Source organism: Bradyrhizobium sp. MOS002 (assembly GCF_003020115.1).
Classification (GTDB): domain Bacteria; phylum Pseudomonadota; class Alphaproteobacteria; order Rhizobiales; family Xanthobacteraceae; genus Bradyrhizobium.
In genome coordinates, this window is the sequence record NZ_PYFX01000004.1 from 673,509 (window position 1) to 689,519 (window position 16,011).

The 16,011-nt window shown below is 64.9% G+C and carries 14 protein-coding genes; 9 read left to right on the top strand and 5 right to left on the bottom strand.

Annotated features, from left to right (window positions below; all coding sequences use genetic code 11):
- Window positions 1–2: 2 nt before the first annotated feature.
- The 5 genes from C7G41_RS16170 (at window position 3) to C7G41_RS16190 (ending at window position 5,630) form a co-directional block, all read left to right on the top strand.
- Entirely contained in the window at window positions 3–1,262 is a 1,260-nt protein-coding gene (locus C7G41_RS16170; RefSeq protein ID WP_106943474.1) for a CaiB/BaiF CoA-transferase family protein, read from the top strand.
- 49 nt (window positions 1,263–1,311) lie between these two features.
- The gene (locus tag C7G41_RS16175; protein ID WP_106943475.1) at window positions 1,312–2,304 is read left to right on the top strand and encodes a tripartite tricarboxylate transporter substrate binding protein; all 993 of its coding nucleotides are present in this window, start codon (window positions 1,312–1,314) and stop codon (window positions 2,302–2,304) included.
- A 280-nt stretch (window positions 2,305–2,584) separates the two neighbouring features.
- The gene (locus C7G41_RS16180; RefSeq protein ID WP_106943476.1) at window positions 2,585–3,067 is read left to right on the top strand and encodes a tripartite tricarboxylate transporter TctB family protein; all 483 of its coding nucleotides are present in this window, start codon (window positions 2,585–2,587) and stop codon (window positions 3,065–3,067) included.
- An 11-nt stretch (window positions 3,068–3,078) separates the two neighbouring features.
- A complete protein-coding gene (locus tag C7G41_RS16185) occupies window positions 3,079–4,629 on the top strand; it encodes a tripartite tricarboxylate transporter permease (RefSeq protein ID WP_106943477.1) in 1,551 nt (516 codons plus the stop codon).
- On the top strand, window positions 4,626–5,630 hold the full coding sequence (locus C7G41_RS16190; protein ID WP_106943478.1) for a 4-hydroxythreonine-4-phosphate dehydrogenase PdxA: 1,005 nt from the start codon (window positions 4,626–4,628) through the stop codon (window positions 5,628–5,630). Before C7G41_RS16185 ends, C7G41_RS16190 begins: the two co-directional genes overlap by 4 nt.
- A gap of 7 nt (window positions 5,631–5,637) precedes the next feature.
- Here the strand turns inward: C7G41_RS16190 and C7G41_RS16195 are convergent, their stop codons facing one another.
- From C7G41_RS16195 to C7G41_RS16205, 3 genes are all read right to left on the bottom strand, one after another.
- Window positions 5,638–6,054 (bottom strand): cupin domain-containing protein, encoded by a 417-nt coding sequence (locus C7G41_RS16195; protein ID WP_106943479.1) that lies wholly within the window; start codon window positions 6,052–6,054, stop codon window positions 5,638–5,640.
- A 10-nt stretch (window positions 6,055–6,064) separates the two neighbouring features.
- Entirely contained in the window at window positions 6,065–6,808 is a 744-nt protein-coding gene (locus tag C7G41_RS16200) for an SDR family oxidoreductase (RefSeq protein WP_106943480.1), read from the bottom strand.
- A 237-nt stretch (window positions 6,809–7,045) separates the two neighbouring features.
- Window positions 7,046–8,056, bottom strand: a complete 1,011-nt coding sequence (locus C7G41_RS16205) for a formylglycine-generating enzyme family protein (protein ID WP_106943481.1) — start codon at window positions 8,054–8,056, stop codon at window positions 7,046–7,048.
- A 502-nt stretch (window positions 8,057–8,558) separates the two neighbouring features.
- Here C7G41_RS16205 and C7G41_RS16210 point away from each other — a divergent pair.
- On the top strand, window positions 8,559–9,545 hold the full coding sequence (locus C7G41_RS16210; RefSeq protein WP_106943482.1) for a helix-turn-helix domain-containing protein: 987 nt from the start codon (window positions 8,559–8,561) through the stop codon (window positions 9,543–9,545).
- A gap of 161 nt (window positions 9,546–9,706) precedes the next feature.
- On the opposite strand, the gene C7G41_RS16215 is transcribed toward C7G41_RS16210, so the two are convergent.
- Complete coding sequence (locus C7G41_RS16215; protein ID WP_106943483.1) at window positions 9,707–10,783, bottom strand: methyl-accepting chemotaxis protein; 1,077 nt, start codon at window positions 10,781–10,783, stop codon at window positions 9,707–9,709.
- Between the two features lie 276 nt (window positions 10,784–11,059).
- Between C7G41_RS16215 and recJ the strand changes: the two genes are divergently transcribed.
- The 3 genes from recJ to C7G41_RS16230 all read left to right on the top strand — a co-directional run bounded on the left by recJ (window position 11,060) and on the right by C7G41_RS16230 (window position 14,645).
- A complete protein-coding gene (gene recJ / locus C7G41_RS16220; protein WP_106943484.1) occupies window positions 11,060–12,901 on the top strand; it encodes a single-stranded-DNA-specific exonuclease RecJ in 1,842 nt (613 codons plus the stop codon).
- A 28-nt stretch (window positions 12,902–12,929) separates the two neighbouring features.
- Window positions 12,930–13,739, top strand: a complete 810-nt coding sequence (locus C7G41_RS16225) for an SDR family NAD(P)-dependent oxidoreductase (protein ID WP_199198402.1) — start codon at window positions 12,930–12,932, stop codon at window positions 13,737–13,739.
- A gap of 108 nt (window positions 13,740–13,847) precedes the next feature.
- Window positions 13,848–14,645, top strand: a complete 798-nt coding sequence (locus C7G41_RS16230) for an aldolase (protein ID WP_106943485.1) — start codon at window positions 13,848–13,850, stop codon at window positions 14,643–14,645.
- Window positions 14,646–14,651: 6 nt separating this feature from the next.
- On the opposite strand, the gene C7G41_RS16235 is transcribed toward C7G41_RS16230, so the two are convergent.
- On the bottom strand, window positions 14,652–15,881 hold the full coding sequence (locus C7G41_RS16235; protein ID WP_106943486.1) for a lytic murein transglycosylase: 1,230 nt from the start codon (window positions 15,879–15,881) through the stop codon (window positions 14,652–14,654).
- Between the last annotated feature and the right edge of the window lie 130 nt (window positions 15,882–16,011).

The window sequence follows — 16,011 nt, forward strand, 5'->3', positions numbered from 1 at the left end:
CGATGCAAAGCGATCGCTCGGAATCAACCTCCGGCCGTTCGGGGCCGCTTGCCGGCCTCAAGGTCATCGATCTCACCCATGTCATGGCAGGGCCGACCTGCACCTTGATGCTGGCAGACATGGGCGCCGACGTCATCAAGATCGAGAAATCGCCGAACGGTGACGACACCCGCCATTCGGTGCCGCCGAAGATCGGCGACGAGGCGGCCTCCTTCCTGATGATGAACCGCAACAAGCGCGGCATCGTGCTGGATCTGAAGACCGATGGCGGCAAGCAGGTGTTGCGGCGGCTGATCGCGGGCGCCGACGTGCTGGTCGAGAACTTTGCGCCGGGCGCCATGGAGCGCCTCGGCTTCGGCTACGAAGACCTGCACAAGCAGCATCCAACGTTGATCTATTGCTCGCTGTCGGGCTTCGGCCGCACCGGACCCTACAAGCACCGCCGCGGCTTCGATCTGGTCGCCCAGGCCATGAGCGGCATTATGAGCTTTACCGGCGAACGTCCCGATGGTCCGCCCGTGAAATGCGGCCCGCCGCTCTCCGACATCACCGCCGGCCTGCTGGCGAGCATGGGCATCCTCGCGGCCTATACGCACCGTCTCAAGACCGGCGAAGGGCAGTGGGTCGAGACCTCGCTCTATGAGGCCGCGCTGGTGCAGACCTATTGGCAGTCGACCATCGCGCTGGCCGCGGGCACTGCACCGCGCGCGATGGGCTCGGCCCATCCGCTCAACGCGCCATATCAGGCGTTCGAGGCCTCGGACGGCTGGCTGGTGGTCGGCGGCGCCAACAAGAAGCACTGGCTGTTGATGCTGGACGCCCTCGGTGCGAGCGAACTCGCCTCCGATCCGCGTTTCATCAACGGCGCCGACCGCATGGCCAATCTGAAGGAGCTCGAAGCGGTGTTGAGTGAGCGCTTCCGCACCCGGACCCGCGCGCACTGGCTCGCTGCGCTGGACGAGAAGGGCGTGCCGTGCGGACCCGTGCACGACATGCTGGAGGCGCTCAGCGATCCGCAGACGCTGGCGCGGGAGATGGTCGTCGAGGTCGAGCATTCCACGCTCGGTCCCGTGAAGACGATCGGCTTGCCGGTCAAGTTTTCGGAGACCCCAGGCAAAGTGCGCACGGGCGCGCCGGTCTACGGTGAGCATACAAGCGAGGTGCTGGTCGAGCACGGGTTCGACCAGAAGCAGATCGAAGCGCTCGAAAAAGAAGGCGCAATCGTGCTGGCATCGGGAAGACGCGAGGAACGCGTCGCCTGACCGGACGTCGAAAACGACAAGAAAAGACAAAAATCAGCTGGAGGAAATCATGGGTCGGACGTCAACACTTTTGCTCTCCGCGGCCGCAACCGTGCTCGCCGGCACGATGCCGGCGCTCTCGGCCTGGCAACCCCAAAAGCCGATCGAGTTCGTTGCGACCGCCGGGCCCGGCGGCGGCACTGACAATCTCGCGCGCGCCGTGCAGAACATCATCACCAAGCACAAGCTGGTGGAGCAGCCGATCGTCGTCGTCAACAAGGGCGGCGGCAGCGGAGCGGAAGGCTATGTCTACGGCAAGGCGTCCGCCGGCGATCCCTACAAGGTGATCTTCGGCACGTCGAATGCCTGGCAGCAGCCGCTCGTCTCCAAGGTCGCTTTCAACTACACCGATCTCACTGCGATCGCGGCGATGGCGCAGGACGAGTTCCTGCTCTGGGTCAAGCAGGACGCGCCCTACAAGACGGCGGGCGACTATCTGAAGGCGGCCGCGGCGGGCGAATTCAAGATGGGCGGCGCGCAGTCAAAGGACACCGATGAGGTCCTGACCCGCATGATCGAGAAGTCCGGTCACATCAAGCTGACCTACATCCCTTTCAAGAGCGGCGCCGAGACGGCCGTGCAACTCGCCGGCGGACACCTCGACTCCCACGTCAACAATCCCAGCGAAAGTCTCGGGCAATGGCGTGGTGGAACGCAACGGCCGCTTTGCGTTTTCAGCCCCAAGCGGCTGCCGCAGGGCGCCAAAGTCACCGCGACCGAAGGCTGGGGCGACGTTCCGACCTGCGTCGAGCAGGGTCTCGACATCAAGCAGTATGAGCAGCCGCGGACAGTGTGGCTCCCCGGCAAGGTCACTCCGGACCAGGCCGCGTTCTATGTCGACCTGATGAAGAAGGTGCAGGCGACACCGGAGTGGAAGGACTACATCGAGAAGAGCTCTCAAATCGACACGTTCTTGACCGGGGACGAGTTCGACAAGTTCATCAAGGAGGACCTCGAGCGGGTCAAGCAAGTCGCAGGCGAGCAGGGCTGGTTGGTCAAGTAGGACGGGATTCTTGCATGGGTGGTGACCACGTGGGCAGGCCTTCCAGCTACATCTCGGCGTTCGTGCCACAAACTCCCCCGTCGTCCCGGCGAAGGCCGGGACCCATACCGCGTGATCTATCGAGAAGGCTTGGTCGTTGTACCGACGTGGATTTGAGCCTTCGTCAAACTCCTCCCTGGGGTCATGGGTCCCGGCCTTCGCCGGGACGACGCTTCACGGCGGGAAGAGCACGCGCGTTATGCACGACCAGCCGTCGCCCGCCGACTGAGCGGGGCCCTCAATGATATCGCGCCGCGCTCTCGAACTTGCGACTGCAATCCTCACCGGCAGCTTTGGTGTGGTCGTCGTCGTTTCCAGCCTCGATAACGGTATCGGCTGGTCGAGCGCGGGCGTGGACGCCGGGACGTTTCCGTTTCTGACCGGGATCATCATCGTGCTCGGGAGCCTCTACAACCTGGTGCGAGGTGTCATGCCGGCCGCGACGCTCGCCAGCGTCCCAATTGCCATCACATCGATCGAGCTGCGCCGGCTTGCCGGCCTGTTCGTGCCGGCCGCGATTTTCGTGGCTGCGATCCCGTTGGCTGGGATGTACGTCGCCTCAGCCCTGTACATATTCGCGGTACTGGCGATCCCCAGACAACAATCCGTGCCACGTGCGCTGACCATGGCGGCGGCGACAGCGCTTGCGCTCTACGTCGTGTTCGAGCGCATGTTCCAGGTGAGCTTGCCGCACGGCGCACTCGCCGCGGCGTTCGGCTTCTGACGGAGAGGCCGATGGACAATCTTGGCGAACTCCTTCACGGCTTCAGCATCGCGATCACGCTGCCGCATCTGGCGCTGATGGTGATCGGCGTGCTGCTCGGCATTCTCGTCGGCGTGTTGCCCGGGCTGGGTGCTCCGAACGGGGTGTCGCTGCTGCTGCCGCTGACCTTCGGCATGCAGCCGGTCTCTGCCATCATCCTGCTCTCCAGCATGTATTGGGGCGCGTTGTTCGGGGGATCCGTGACCTCGATCCTGTTCAACATCCCGGGCGAGCCGTCGTCTGTCGCCACCACCTTCGACGGTTATCCGATGGCGCGCGATGGACGGCCGACGACGGCGCTCGCCACCGCCTTCGGCTCGGCGGCATTCGGCGCGCTGATCGGCGTTATCCTGATCACCTTCCTCGCATCATGGGTGGCGCAGGTCGCACTCGCCTTCGGGCCGGCGGAATATTTCGCGGTCTATTTCCTGGCCTTCGCCAGCTTCGTCGGCATGGGCGGGGCGGCCCCGATCAAGACAGTCGTCGCGCTGGCGATCGGTTTCGCCATTGCCGCCATCGGCATCGACACCGTCTCCGGCAGCGTCCGCCTGACGATGGGCGTCGACGAACTGGTCAAGGGCGTCAACTTTGTCGTCGCGGTGATGGGTCTGTTCGGCATCGGCGAGCTGCTCGTGGCCGTCGAAGAGGAGTTTCATGCCCGCGCGGTCTCGTCGAAGATCGAGTGGCGCGAGGTGTTTCGCGCGATCGGCCGCCTGCCGCGGCATAGCGTGGCGCTGCTGCGCAGCGCTGCCATCGGATGCTGGATGGGAATCACGCCGGGCGGCCCGACGGCGGCATCCTTCATGAGCTACGGCATCGCCCGACGCTTCTCGCGCCGCGGCCGATACTTCGGCACCGGGGAGGTCGAAGGCATCATCTCGCCGGAGACGGCCGATCATGCCGCCGGCACCAGCGCACTTCTGCCCATGCTCTCGCTCGGCATTCCCGGCTCGGCCACTGCGGCCGTCATGATGGGCGGGCTGATGATCTGGGGTCTCAATCCCGGGCCGATGCTGTTCGTCGACCAGAAGGACTTCGTCTGGGGTCTGATTGCGTCGATGTATGTCGGCAATATCGTTGCCGTCGTCCTGGTGCTGCTGACCGTCCCGGTCTTCGCCGCCCTGATGCGGATTCCCTTCGTGATCATCGCGCCGCTGATCGTGATCATCTGCGTCGTCGGCGCCTATTCGGTGTCGAACTCCTATCTCGACGTCGTCATGATGCTCGGCTTCGGGATCGTCGGCTATCTCTTCAAGAAGCTCTTCTATCCGCTGGCGCCGCTCGTGCTCGCGATCGTCATCGGCGACAAGGCCGAGGACGCGTTCCGGCAGTCGATGCTGATGTCCAAGGGATCGCTCGGGATATTCTTCGCCAACAAGCTGGTGACGTGCCTGATCGTGGCCGGCATCGCGCTGTTGCTGCTTCCGCTCGTGCTGCAGCTGCCGCGTCTCTGGCGCAAACCCGCATCCGCTGCGACCGAGACAACGGCCCAAGAGGCAGCTCGAGAGAAGGTGATCATATGACCGCACAGCCGCTCATTGCATTGGCAATGGGAGATCCCGCCGGCATCAGCCCGGAATTGACCGCCAAGCTCGTGGTGCATGACGACATCCGCGCCCGCAGCCGGATCGTCGTGATCGGTGACCGCCGCATCTTCGACGCGGGCGCGCGCGTTGCCGGCGTCAAGCCGGAGCTGACAACAGTGGAGCAGGGGGCGGACTTGCGCGCGGCGAAGGGCGAGACGCTGTTCGTCGATCTCGGCCACCTCGATCCCGGCGACATTCAGCAGGGGATCGCGAGCCTTGCCGGCGGCAGGTTCGCGCTTGCCAACTATAAGCACGCGCTCGAACTCGGCCGCGACGGCCGGGTCGATGCCGTCTGCTTCACCCCGTTCAACAAGCAGGCGATGCGGCTCGCGCGCGCGGAGTATGACGACGAGATCGCGTTCTCCGCGGAAGTGGTCGGGCTCAAAACCCCCGCGAGCGAGTTCAACGTGCTGGACCGGCTCTGGAACGCCCGCGTGACGTCCCACATCCCGCTCAAGGACGTCGCCGCTCGACTGTCCGGAGAACGCATCCATCGCGCGCTCAAGCTGACGGATGCCTGCATGCGCAATGCCGGCTTCGCCCGGCCGCGCATCGCGGTCGCCGGTCTCAATCCGCATGCCGGCGACGGCGGCAATTTCGGCCGTGAGGAGATCGATGTCATCGCCCCCGTGGTCGCGGCCGGCCAGAGCGAGGATATCGCCGTCGCGGGGCCGTTCCCGGCCGACACGGTGTTCCTGCGCGCCAAGGGCGGCGCCTTCGATGCGGTGCTGACCATGTATCACGACCAGGGCCAGATCGCGATGAAGCTGATGGGCTTTGATCGCGGCGTGACGTTGCTCGGCGGCTTTCCGTTCCCGATCTGCACGCCAGCGCACGGCACCGCCTACGACATCGCAGGCCAGGGAATTGCGTCAATCGGCGCCAGCCGCGCCGCGGTGCTGCTCGCGGCAGAGATGGCGGCGCGTCACCTCACTTGATCCGGCACTACTTCGGCAGGGGCATCGTCAGTTCCTTGTCGGCTGTATCCACGACGAACACGGCAAGCAGCTTCGCGGGCTCGGTGTCGCTGGCATTGGCGCTGACGGCATGACGGTCGCCGGGCTTTTCGGAGAAGTTTTCTCCTTTGTGAAAGACCTTGGCGGGACCGTCATTGACCTGGCTGCGGATCGCGCCTTCCAGGACAGTGGCGTAGATGAAAGCCGAGGGTGCGTGGATGTGGGCCGGTGAGGACCCTCCGGGACCATATTCGACCAGCACGCCCTTCATGCTCTTGCCCAGGAGATTGGGCAGCGCCTGGTCGAACACGACCGTTACCTTGGCCGTGGGTGCCGCCGTCTCGGCGGCATGCGCCGCCAGGAATGATGCGGCATAGACAGCGGTTGCGATCAGCAATCTGCGCATGGGAGTTTCCTCAAAGTCTCGCAAGCCAGGTTGCGAGCGGCGTTTTGCCAAGCCGCGCCTCGCCGAGCGGGTTCAGCGATGTGTCGTCGATGGGCGCGCCGTAGTACGTCGCCTTTGGGTCTCCCACCACCAATCGGGTGTCGCCGGACGCCTTCAGGCGCCGTGCGATGAATTCATTGAAGGGCGCCTTCTCAGGTCCTGCGATATCGATCGTGCCGTTGAGCGGCTGGCCCATCGCGACCTCTGCGAGGCGATCGGCCACGTCGTCGGCTGCGATCGGCTGAAACAATGCGGAGGGAACGACGATCCGGCCGTCGGCTGCCCCCATATCGCCGATGGCGCTGAGGAATTCGAAGAACTGGGTGGCGCGGACGATCGAGTAGGGGACCGGAGATGCCTTGACGATGGTCTCCTGCGCCAGCTTGGCACGAAAATAGGCGATGTCGGGCGAGCGCTCGGTCCCGACGATCGAAAGCGCCACATGATGCTTCACGGCGGCGGCAGCCTCAGTCGCGGCGAGGTTTTTGCTCGAACGCTCGAAGAATTCGAGCACGGCGGCAGGCTCCCAGGACGGCGCGTTGGCAACGTCGACGACGACATCCGCGCCCGCCAGCACTGCTGCGAGGCCTTCCCCGGTCACGGCGTTCACGCCTGATTTCGGCGAGGCCGCGACCGCGTCGTGGCCTTGCTGCTTGAGCTTCGCTACGAGCTTGGATCCGATCAATCCAGTCCCGCCGATCACGACGATCTTCATGGCCTGTCTCCTCGGCACGTTGCCGGCGCGAGCGTTTGAGGGTCAACGGCGCGCGCGTCGCGAAAGCGATGAGGCGACTCTTACCGGGGAAATGGGGCAGGCTCTTGCCTGTAAACGGGCTACCTTGTCCAAAAATGCTGAAGACGTCTGTCCGATCGCCGATAGATAAAGCTGCGTATCGAAATAGTCCGACGCGCGGAGCGCACCCCTGACGCCGGCATCCGCCAGCGGCACTAGCTAGATTGCAGCACGTCCTTGTTGGCGTTCGGTCACGGAAGGCATTCGCACCACGCAGCGGAACCCGACATGGCTGGTCGAGGTATCGATCGGCTCGGCGTGCCGCGCAGCCGGGCGATATCGGCGGCAATAGTTCGGCGCGCAGAGGTGCGAGCCGCCCTTGAGGACCTTGCGCGGAATCTGGATGTCGGGGAGGCGAGGGTCGTAACTTGTGTGCTCACCGCCGCCGCGAGGATTATTGGGGATGCAGCAGGGCTTTGCAGCGTCGGCGACGTGTTTTGACGACCACCAGTCTGAGGTCCACTCCCAGACATTGCCGATCATGTCGTTGAGGCCGTAGCCGTTCGGCGGGAAGGCCATGACCGGCGAGGTACGCTCGTACCCATCCTCGCCGAGATTCTGGACGGGGAAGTTGCCCTGCCAGACATTGGCCATGTGCTTACCGCCCGGCATCAGCGCATCGCCCCAGGCGTATTCCTCCGCCTCGAGGCCGCCACGCGCCGCGAACTCCCACTCCGCCTCCGTCGGCAAGTCCTTGCCGGCCCAGTGGGCATACGCTGCCGCATCGCTAAAGGAGACGTGAACGACGGGATGGTCGTCCAGGTCCTTGATATTGCTGCCGGGACCATAGGGATGGCGCCAGTTGGCGCCGCGCAGGAAAGTCCACCACTGGCTCCAGTCGGTGAGATCGGTGATGCGCGGCAGCGGGGAGAACACCAGCGATCCCGCGTAGAGCATCTCCGCCAGCGCGCCTGGATAGTCCTTGGGATCGGGAACGACCTGCGCCTCGGTGACATGGCCGGTTGCGTTGACGAACCGCTTGAACTGCCGGTTAGTCACGGGCGTGCGGTCAATCCAGAAGCCGTCGACAGCGACGCGATGGCTCGGCGCTTCCTCGGGATAATGATGGCCGGAGCCCATGCGAAAGGTTCCGCCGGGAATGAAGACCATCTCGCCGGTCTTCAAATTATCCGGCAACCACTCGCAGTGATCCAGATCCGCTCGCAGCATGGTGGAAGCTCCGATACGCGCATTCCACCTGATGCTACTGCGCCAACTCTGGCAGACTTTGACGATAGCTCTTTGCCCGGCACGTTGGACGCATTGTCTGGTCCCCTGTTTTCTGGTGCTCGGGGGAGAGGCGAATGCTGAATTGCGTCAACATCTCTTTCCTTTGCACGCACGGTTTTCGATCACGCGGCAAATCCATGCCGCGTCCGCTCTGCCATCCGCAGAGCGCGTCCGCTCAATATCGCTAAGGTTGCAAAGGTATCGGAAGATTGGACGGCTGTGATGTGCAGTTTGTGCCAGTCTGTCCGAGCATTTGGTGAGACCTAATGTCCCATGCCGCAAATCCCTCAACGCCGAGGCATTTCAAGACAAATCTTGCGACAAATTCGGCGATGATTTGCCTCAAAACGCGAAGTCTGCTTGTCGCACCAACTTCGCGTTGTGGTGGTATTTCGCTGCTCTCTGCCGCAGAATTGTCGCGCTTCAGTAACAGGGTACAGCCATGGGGCAATTCCTTCTGGTTGATTCGCGCAAGCTGGACGGTTTCGAAGGCCTTCATCAGGCCGTCCACGGCTCGCATGTCGATGTGATGCAGCTCGGCCGCGGTCGGTTGCGCGGAACGTTGTCCCATGTCGGCATCGGCGACTTCTCGCTCAGCATTGGTGCTTTCAACGTCGGCATGCGCACGCAGCGGGTTTCCAGCGACAACAAGCTGATCATCGGGATGCTGCTCGCGGCTGAAGAGCGCGTCGCCCACTGGTCGTTCGACATGCAGCTCAACGATGTGCTCGTCATTCCGCCGCTGCTCGAACATGACGGTGTTTTTCACGGCCGCTCCGCTTACGCCGCCATGCGGTTCGACCTCGACGAGGTCGCGACGCTGTTTGGCGGAGAACCGCGGCTGAGCGATCCCGACACCTGGCGCAGCCGCGGTCATTTCCGCGCGGACCCCGATACCGGCCCGATCGCCTCGCGCCGCCTGGTCCGGGTCATGTCGCACCTGCGCGACAACAAATATGGGCTGACGCCGTCAACTGCCGATTTCTGGAAACGATCGATCGCCGAATGCATGGTTGCCAACGTCGCGTCGTCGCTGCCACCCGACGGCAACGGCTGGCTCCCTTCCGCGCGACGGCTGATCCGCAGGGTCGAGGAGTATCTCGACGACGCCGGCACGCGTCCGGTGCACGTCTCGGAAATTTGCTCGGCGCTGGGCGTATCGCGGCGCACCCTCCACCGCGCCTTTCAGGAGGTGTTCGGCCTCGGCCCGGTCAGCTTCCTCAGGCACAAGCGTCTTTGCGCTGTTCATTCCATCCTGCACCGGAGCGCACCCGGTTCGACCACCGTGACAGCCGTCGCCATGCAGCAGGGCTTTTACGAGCTCGGCCGGTTTTCGCAATATTACCTTGCAATGTTCGGGGAGCGTCCGTCGCAAACGCTCGGAATAGCGACGCTGCGGGCGGGCGACGGCGATATCGCCAGAGCCTAGCGCTCTGAGCCTGGACCGGGCACGACGCCAGGATCGCATGCATGCCGGTGTTTTGCCCGCGTGAAACCACGATAAAAAACCGTCATGAAAACAACCAGATGGCTACTGTGCATGGGGTTGTTTTCACGGTTTTGAGTTGGATAGGCAGGCCGCCTCCAGCTTCACGCCCCGCAGATGATCACGCCATACCAGCCGAGGCCGCGATAGGTCTCGTAGCCCGGCGTGGCGTGGAAGGCGATTAGCGCGCCGGTGCGGTCCTGATGGAAGCCGGAGCGCTGGCCGTCCAGCGCGAGCGGGATGCGCTCGGTGAGAATGCCCTGGCCGTCCGAGGCGGCGATCACGCGAAGACTGGAGTCGACCAGCAGCACGCGCGCCTTGTCGCTGTCGCCGACGCGCACGCCTTGCACGATGGCGCGGGCCTGTGCCTCCCAGTCGAAATGGATGGCGAGCACCCCGATCGGCGCGCCGTTGGCCTGGCCGCCGGCGCGGACGCTGGCGCAATAGGTCGCGACCTGGGCATTGCCGAGCAGCGGCTGGTTCTCGACGTCGCCGGCGACATAGTCGTCGCCGGAGCGCAGGGTCTTCGCCTCGCGAAACCATTTGGTGTGGGCGACATTCTGGCCGACGGCGTGAAAGCGGTCGGCCCGCCCGTTGGCGATGACGTTGCCCTCGAGGTCGCAGAGCCAGAGGTCGAGATAGACGGTGTAGGCCCCCAGGATCACGCCGAGACGCTGCGAAGCATGGGAAACGGCTGCGGTATCGGGCGAGGCGGCGCAATCGACCAAGGCTGAATCGGTCGCCCACCAGCGCACGTCGCAGGTCCGTTCATAGAGGTTGCGGTCGATCAGCTCGATGGCGTTGAGCGACAAATCGACCATGCGCTCGCCGCGCGAGCGCTGGCTCATCCGGTCGATCGAGGAGACGAGATCGCCGGTCCGTTTTGTCAGCTGGCTTTCGAGCTCGCGGGCGATGGTCTCGACCTGCTGGCCGACGCCGCGGACCTCCTGCGCCACCACCGCGAAGCCCGCGCCCTGCGCGCCGGCGCGGGAGCTTTCGATCAGCGCGTTCAGCGCCAGCATCTTCATCTGGTTGGTGATCTGCTGGATCGCCTTGGTCTTGTCGACCGCGATCTGGTTGACCTCCGCCGTGAGGCGGTTGATCAGCGCGGAGATGTCGGAATCATCATCAGCGGGTTCAGTTGCGATCGGCTTGGCTTTGAGACCCAGCGCAGCAGACATCGGGGGCTTCCCTTGGCAATGAGCTGATCTGCAACGAACCCGGAACAATCACTGACAGATCGAATACGAGTCTTTTTCGAAGATTCCGCCTAACGCCTGCTTAATTTGCTGTTTTGCGGAATGCTCAAATGATAGTCAATCCGCGCAGCAAAGCGGCAATCCACCGCTTTGTGCGGCGCAGACATTGCAAATCCCGGGGGATTGCGGGCCAATCATCCGGTCGACCGGGCGATGCAAGACCTCCGGCTCCCAGGTTCCTCAAACCGACCGCAACTCATGACGCCGCCCGCCATCGCCTTGCCCGTCGAAGCGCCCCAGGCGTTCCTGGGAGTGGCGCGCTCGCTCACCGACAAGCTCTGGCGCGACCGGCTGGATGCGCGCGGGGCGGCCAAGGCGCTTGCCATCGTGCAGCGCCACCAGCTGCCGGAGCTGTTGGCGCGGGTGCTGGCAGGCCGCGGTGTCGACAGCGACGCCGTCGCAGATTTCCTCGATCCAACCATCCGCAAGCTTCTGCCGGACCCGTTCACGGTGACGGAGATGGAGGCCGCCGCGAAGCGGATCGCGGATGCCGCTGCGAACGGCGAGAAGGTCGCGATCTTCGGCGACTACGATGTCGACGGCGCGACCTCGGCGGCGCTGTTGACCTGGCATCTGCGCCATTGCGGGCTTGATCCGCTGATCCACATTCCCGACCGCATCTTCGAGGGCTACGGGCCCAACACGGAAGCCGTGCGTGCGCTGGCCGCAAAGGGCGCCACGCTGCTCGTCACCGTCGATTGCGGCACCACCAGCATCGAGCCGCTCGCCGAAGCAAAACGTCTCGGCATGTCGGTCGTCGTGATCGACCATCACCAGGCCGGCACGGAGCTGCCGGAGGTCGACGCGCTGGTCAATCCGAACCGGCTCGACGATCTCTCCGGCCTCGGCCATCTCGCCGCCGTCGGCCTCGTGCTGGTGACGCTGGTCGCGGTCAATCGTGAATTACGCCAGCGCGGCTTCTGGAATGCGGGGATGCCCGAACCGGATCTGCTCGGCATGCTGCATCACGTTGCGCTCGGCACGGTTGCCGATGTCGCGCCGCTGATCGGTCTCAACCGCGCTTTCGTCGCCAAAGGCCTGATCGCGATGCGGCGGCGCGACCATGTCGGCCACACCGCGCTGATGGACGTGGCGCGGCTCAACGGCCCGCCGGAGGCCTGGCATCTCGGTTTCATGCTGGGGCCGCGCATCAATGCCGGCGGCCGCATCGGCCGCGCCGATCTCGGCGTGCGGCTGCTTTTGGAGGGCGACAGCGTCGAGGCCGCGCGGATCGCCGCCGAGCTCGACCGTCTCAACAGCGAGCGCCGAGTCATCGAGCAGGCGGCCGAAGCGCAGGCCGAGGCCGAGGCACTCGCCTCGATCGGGCTCGAGGACAAGATCGGCGTGATCGTGACGGCCTCCGAAGGCTGGCATCCCGGCGTGGTCGGTCTCGTTGCGTCCCGGCTGAAGGAGAAGTTCTCGCGGCCCGCCTTCGCAATCGCGCTGGAGCCCGGCGGCATCGGCACGGGCTCCGGCCGCTCGATTGCCGGCGTCGATATCGGCAAGGCGGTGCGGCAGGCGGTCGCCGACGGCATTCTGCTCAAGGGTGGCGGCCACGCGATGGCTGCCGGCGTCACGCTGCGGAAGGAAAAGCTCGCCGAGTTTCGCGCCTATCTCGAGCATGCGTTGGCGCGCGACGTTGCCGAGGCGCGCCACGTCAACGAGCTCTACATCGACGGCGCGGTCTCCGCGCGCGCGGTGACGACCGAGCTTGCAACGACCCTCAACCGCGCAGGTCCCTTCGGCAGCGGCAATCCGGAAGTGGTGTTGGCGCTGCCGGCGCACCAGCTCGTCTATGCCGACGAGGTGGGACAGGCGCATTTGAGGCTGCGCTTCAAGTCGGGCGACGGCGCCATCGTCAACGGCATCGCGTTCCGTTCGATCGGACAGAAGCTCGGCAACGCGCTCGTTGCCAATCGCGGCCAGCCATTGCATGTCGCGGGATCATTGTCGGTCGATCGCTACCAGGGCGCCGAGCGTGTGCAATTCCGGGTCATCGACGTCGCGCTACCCGACCAGGGACCATCCATGATTAGATAGGAAGACAAAAACAAAAATGGGAGTGAACATGGCAGGGCAGGTTGAGGGTAAAGTGGCGCTGGTGACGGGCGGTGCCTCCGGCATCGGCGAGGCCGTCGTCGAGCTGTTCGCGCGCGAGGGCGCCAGCGTCATCGCCACCGACATCGACGAACTGCGAGGTCCAGAACTCGCCAATCGCATCACCAAGGCCGGCGGCAAGGCGATTTTCCTGGAGCAGGACGTCACCAGCGAAGAGCGCTGGATCGAGATCACAGCCGAGATCGCGAAGCGCTTTGGCCGGCTCGATATTCTCGTCTCCAACGCCGGCATCGGCATTGCCGTGCCCTCGATCGTCGACATGACGCTCAGCGACTGGCGCAAGCAGAACGCGATCAACCTCGACGGCGTGTTCCTCTCGGTCAAGCATTGCCTGCCCTTGATGCGCAAGACCGGCGGCGGCTCAATCGTCATGATGTCCTCGCTTGCGGGCCTGCGCGGCGCGCCCGGGCTGTCGGCCTATTCGGCGACCAAGGGCGGCGTGCGGCTGTTCGCAAAATCGATCGCGATGGAATGCGCGGCCGCCGGCGACGGCATCCGTGTCAACTCCATCCATCCCGGCATCATCGACACGCCGATCTGGGGCAAGATCCCGACCGGCGCGACCGGCAACCACGGCAACGCGCCGATCGATCCCGAGGAGCGTGCGCGCGTGGTCACGCCGCTCGGCCGGGCCGGCCAGGCCGCCGAGATCGCCTCCGGCGTGCTGTATCTGGCCTCCGATGCCTCGCGCTATGTCACCGGCAGCGAGCTCGTCATCGACGGCGGCATGAACGCCGGCGGCGTGGCCCGGCGGCAATAGCCGCCGCGCGGGCTGCGAAGGGCAGGGTGGCGCCCGCAGGGGCTGACGCGCAGGCGCAGCCCCTGTACAACGCGGGCGTCTTCCGACCGACAGAGGTGTCCTTCCGCCATGGCGCACAGCCTTCACTCTTCTTCATCCACGCCAGCAACGTTTCGCTCGAACCGTCCGGATCTCGCGAGCGATGCGATCCGCAGCGCGCGCGAGGATCTTGCCGCCTGCTTCCGCATGGCTGCGCGCAACGGCTTTGAGGAGGGCATCTGCAACCACTTCTCGGCCGTGGTGCCGGGCCATGACGATCTCTTCCTGGTCAACCCTTACGGCTACGCCTTCCGCGAGCTGACCGCGTCAAAGCTGCTGATCTGCGATTTCCACGGCAACGTGCTCGACGGCGAGGGGGTGCCCGAGGCGACCGCGTTCTACATCCATGCCGAGATGCACAAGCGCCTGCCGCGCGCCAAGGTCGCCTTCCACACCCACATGCCCTACGCCACGGCGCTGTCGATGACCGAGGGCGATCCGCTGATCTGGGCTGGCCAGACCGCGCTGAAATTCTACGGTCGCACGGCCGTGGACCGCGACTACAACGGCCTCGCGCTCGATAACCGCGAAGGCGCGCGCATCGCATCGGCCGTTGGGGATGCCGATATCATCTTCATGAAGCATCACGGCGTGATGGTGCTGGCACCGACCATCGCGGAGGCCTGGGACGATCTCTATTATCTCGAACGCGCCGCCGAGGTGCAGGTGCTGGCGATGTCGACCGGGCGACAGGTATTGCCGGTCGATTCCGCCATTGCGGCCGAGACCTACAGGCAGATGCGCGAGGGCGATTCCGAATCCGCGCGGCTGCATCTTGCGGCGATCCGCCGCCAGCTCGATGCGGAGGAGCCGCAATACCGGCATTGAGCCGGCCTATGACCCCTGGCGCAGCTTCGCCAGCACCTTCAGCCCGCCATAGCCGTCCGCAGGCGCGATGCCCGCGCGCTGCTGAAAATCCTTGATCGCCTTCATGGTGTCGTTGCCGACGCGACCGTCGGTGCCGCCGGTGTCGAAGCCGGCCTTAGTCAGGCGCGTCTGCATCTCCTGCACCTCGGCGAGCGTCAGAGCGCGCTCGGAGCCGGGAAACGGCTGGATGAAAGGCGGGCCGCCGAGGCAGCGGTCGCCGAGATGGCAGATCGCCAGCGCATAGTTCATCGAGGGATTGTAGCTCTTCACCGCGTTGAAATTCGGCCCCAGCAGAAACGTCGGCCCGCCCGCAACCGGGGTCCATATCTGCGCGGACGCGGAGGGTTGCGGGAACGGCTGGCCGTCGGCGCGGGTGACGCCGGACGCCTGCCATGCCGCGTAGGTCCGGCTGCCGCTCATCTCACTGGGCGCGCGCACCTCGTAGCCCCAATGCTCGCCGCGGTGCCATTTGCCGCGATTGACGAGATATTTTGCGGTCGAGCCCAGCGCGTCGTCGGGCTTGCCGAACGGCGACACCTTGCCGTCGCCGTCGTAGTCGATGCCGACATTGAGCCAGACTTCCGGCATCCATTGCGAATGTCCCATCGCGCCGGCCCAGGATCCCTGCATTTGCTCCGGCGTGCTCCAGCCCTTGTCGACGATGCGCAGCGCGTTGATCAGCTCGGTCTCCCAATAGGCTTTTCGTCGCGGCTCATTCCAGGCGAGCGCGGCAAGCGAGGGAAATACCGGCGTCATGTGGTTCTGCTGCACCAGCGGATCGCCATAGGCGGACTCGACGCCCCACAGCGCCAGCAGCGTGCCGCGCTCGACGCCGAAATCGCGCTCGATGCGTGCGAGCAGCGCCTCGTTGTTCTTCAGCGCGATCTTGCCGTTGATGATGCGCCAGTCGGAGACGCGGCGGTTGATGTATTGCCAGACCTGCTCATGGAATTCGGGCTGGTTGCGCATCTGCTTGAACACGCTCATGTCGGGTTCGACCCGCGCCATCGCGCGCTGCCAGGTCGCGGCCGAGATGCCCTTGGCCATTGCGCGTGCGCGAAAACCCTCACGCCATTCCTCGAAGCCTGGAGGCGCGGCCAGGATGCGCGTCGGGATTGCGACGAGTGCGGCTGCGCCGAGCGTGGATCGAAGCAGAGCGCGGCGGCTGCGTGAGGCTATGGAATCAGCGTGTTTCATGGAGCCATTCTAGCGGGAAACATGGCGGCTGTGACCTGGTTCCTAGAACTGCAGAAACAGACGCGAGCCTCGCGTTCCCCGGAACAAACTGTCGCACTCCCGCATTTCCCCCGCATCACGATTGAGGAGG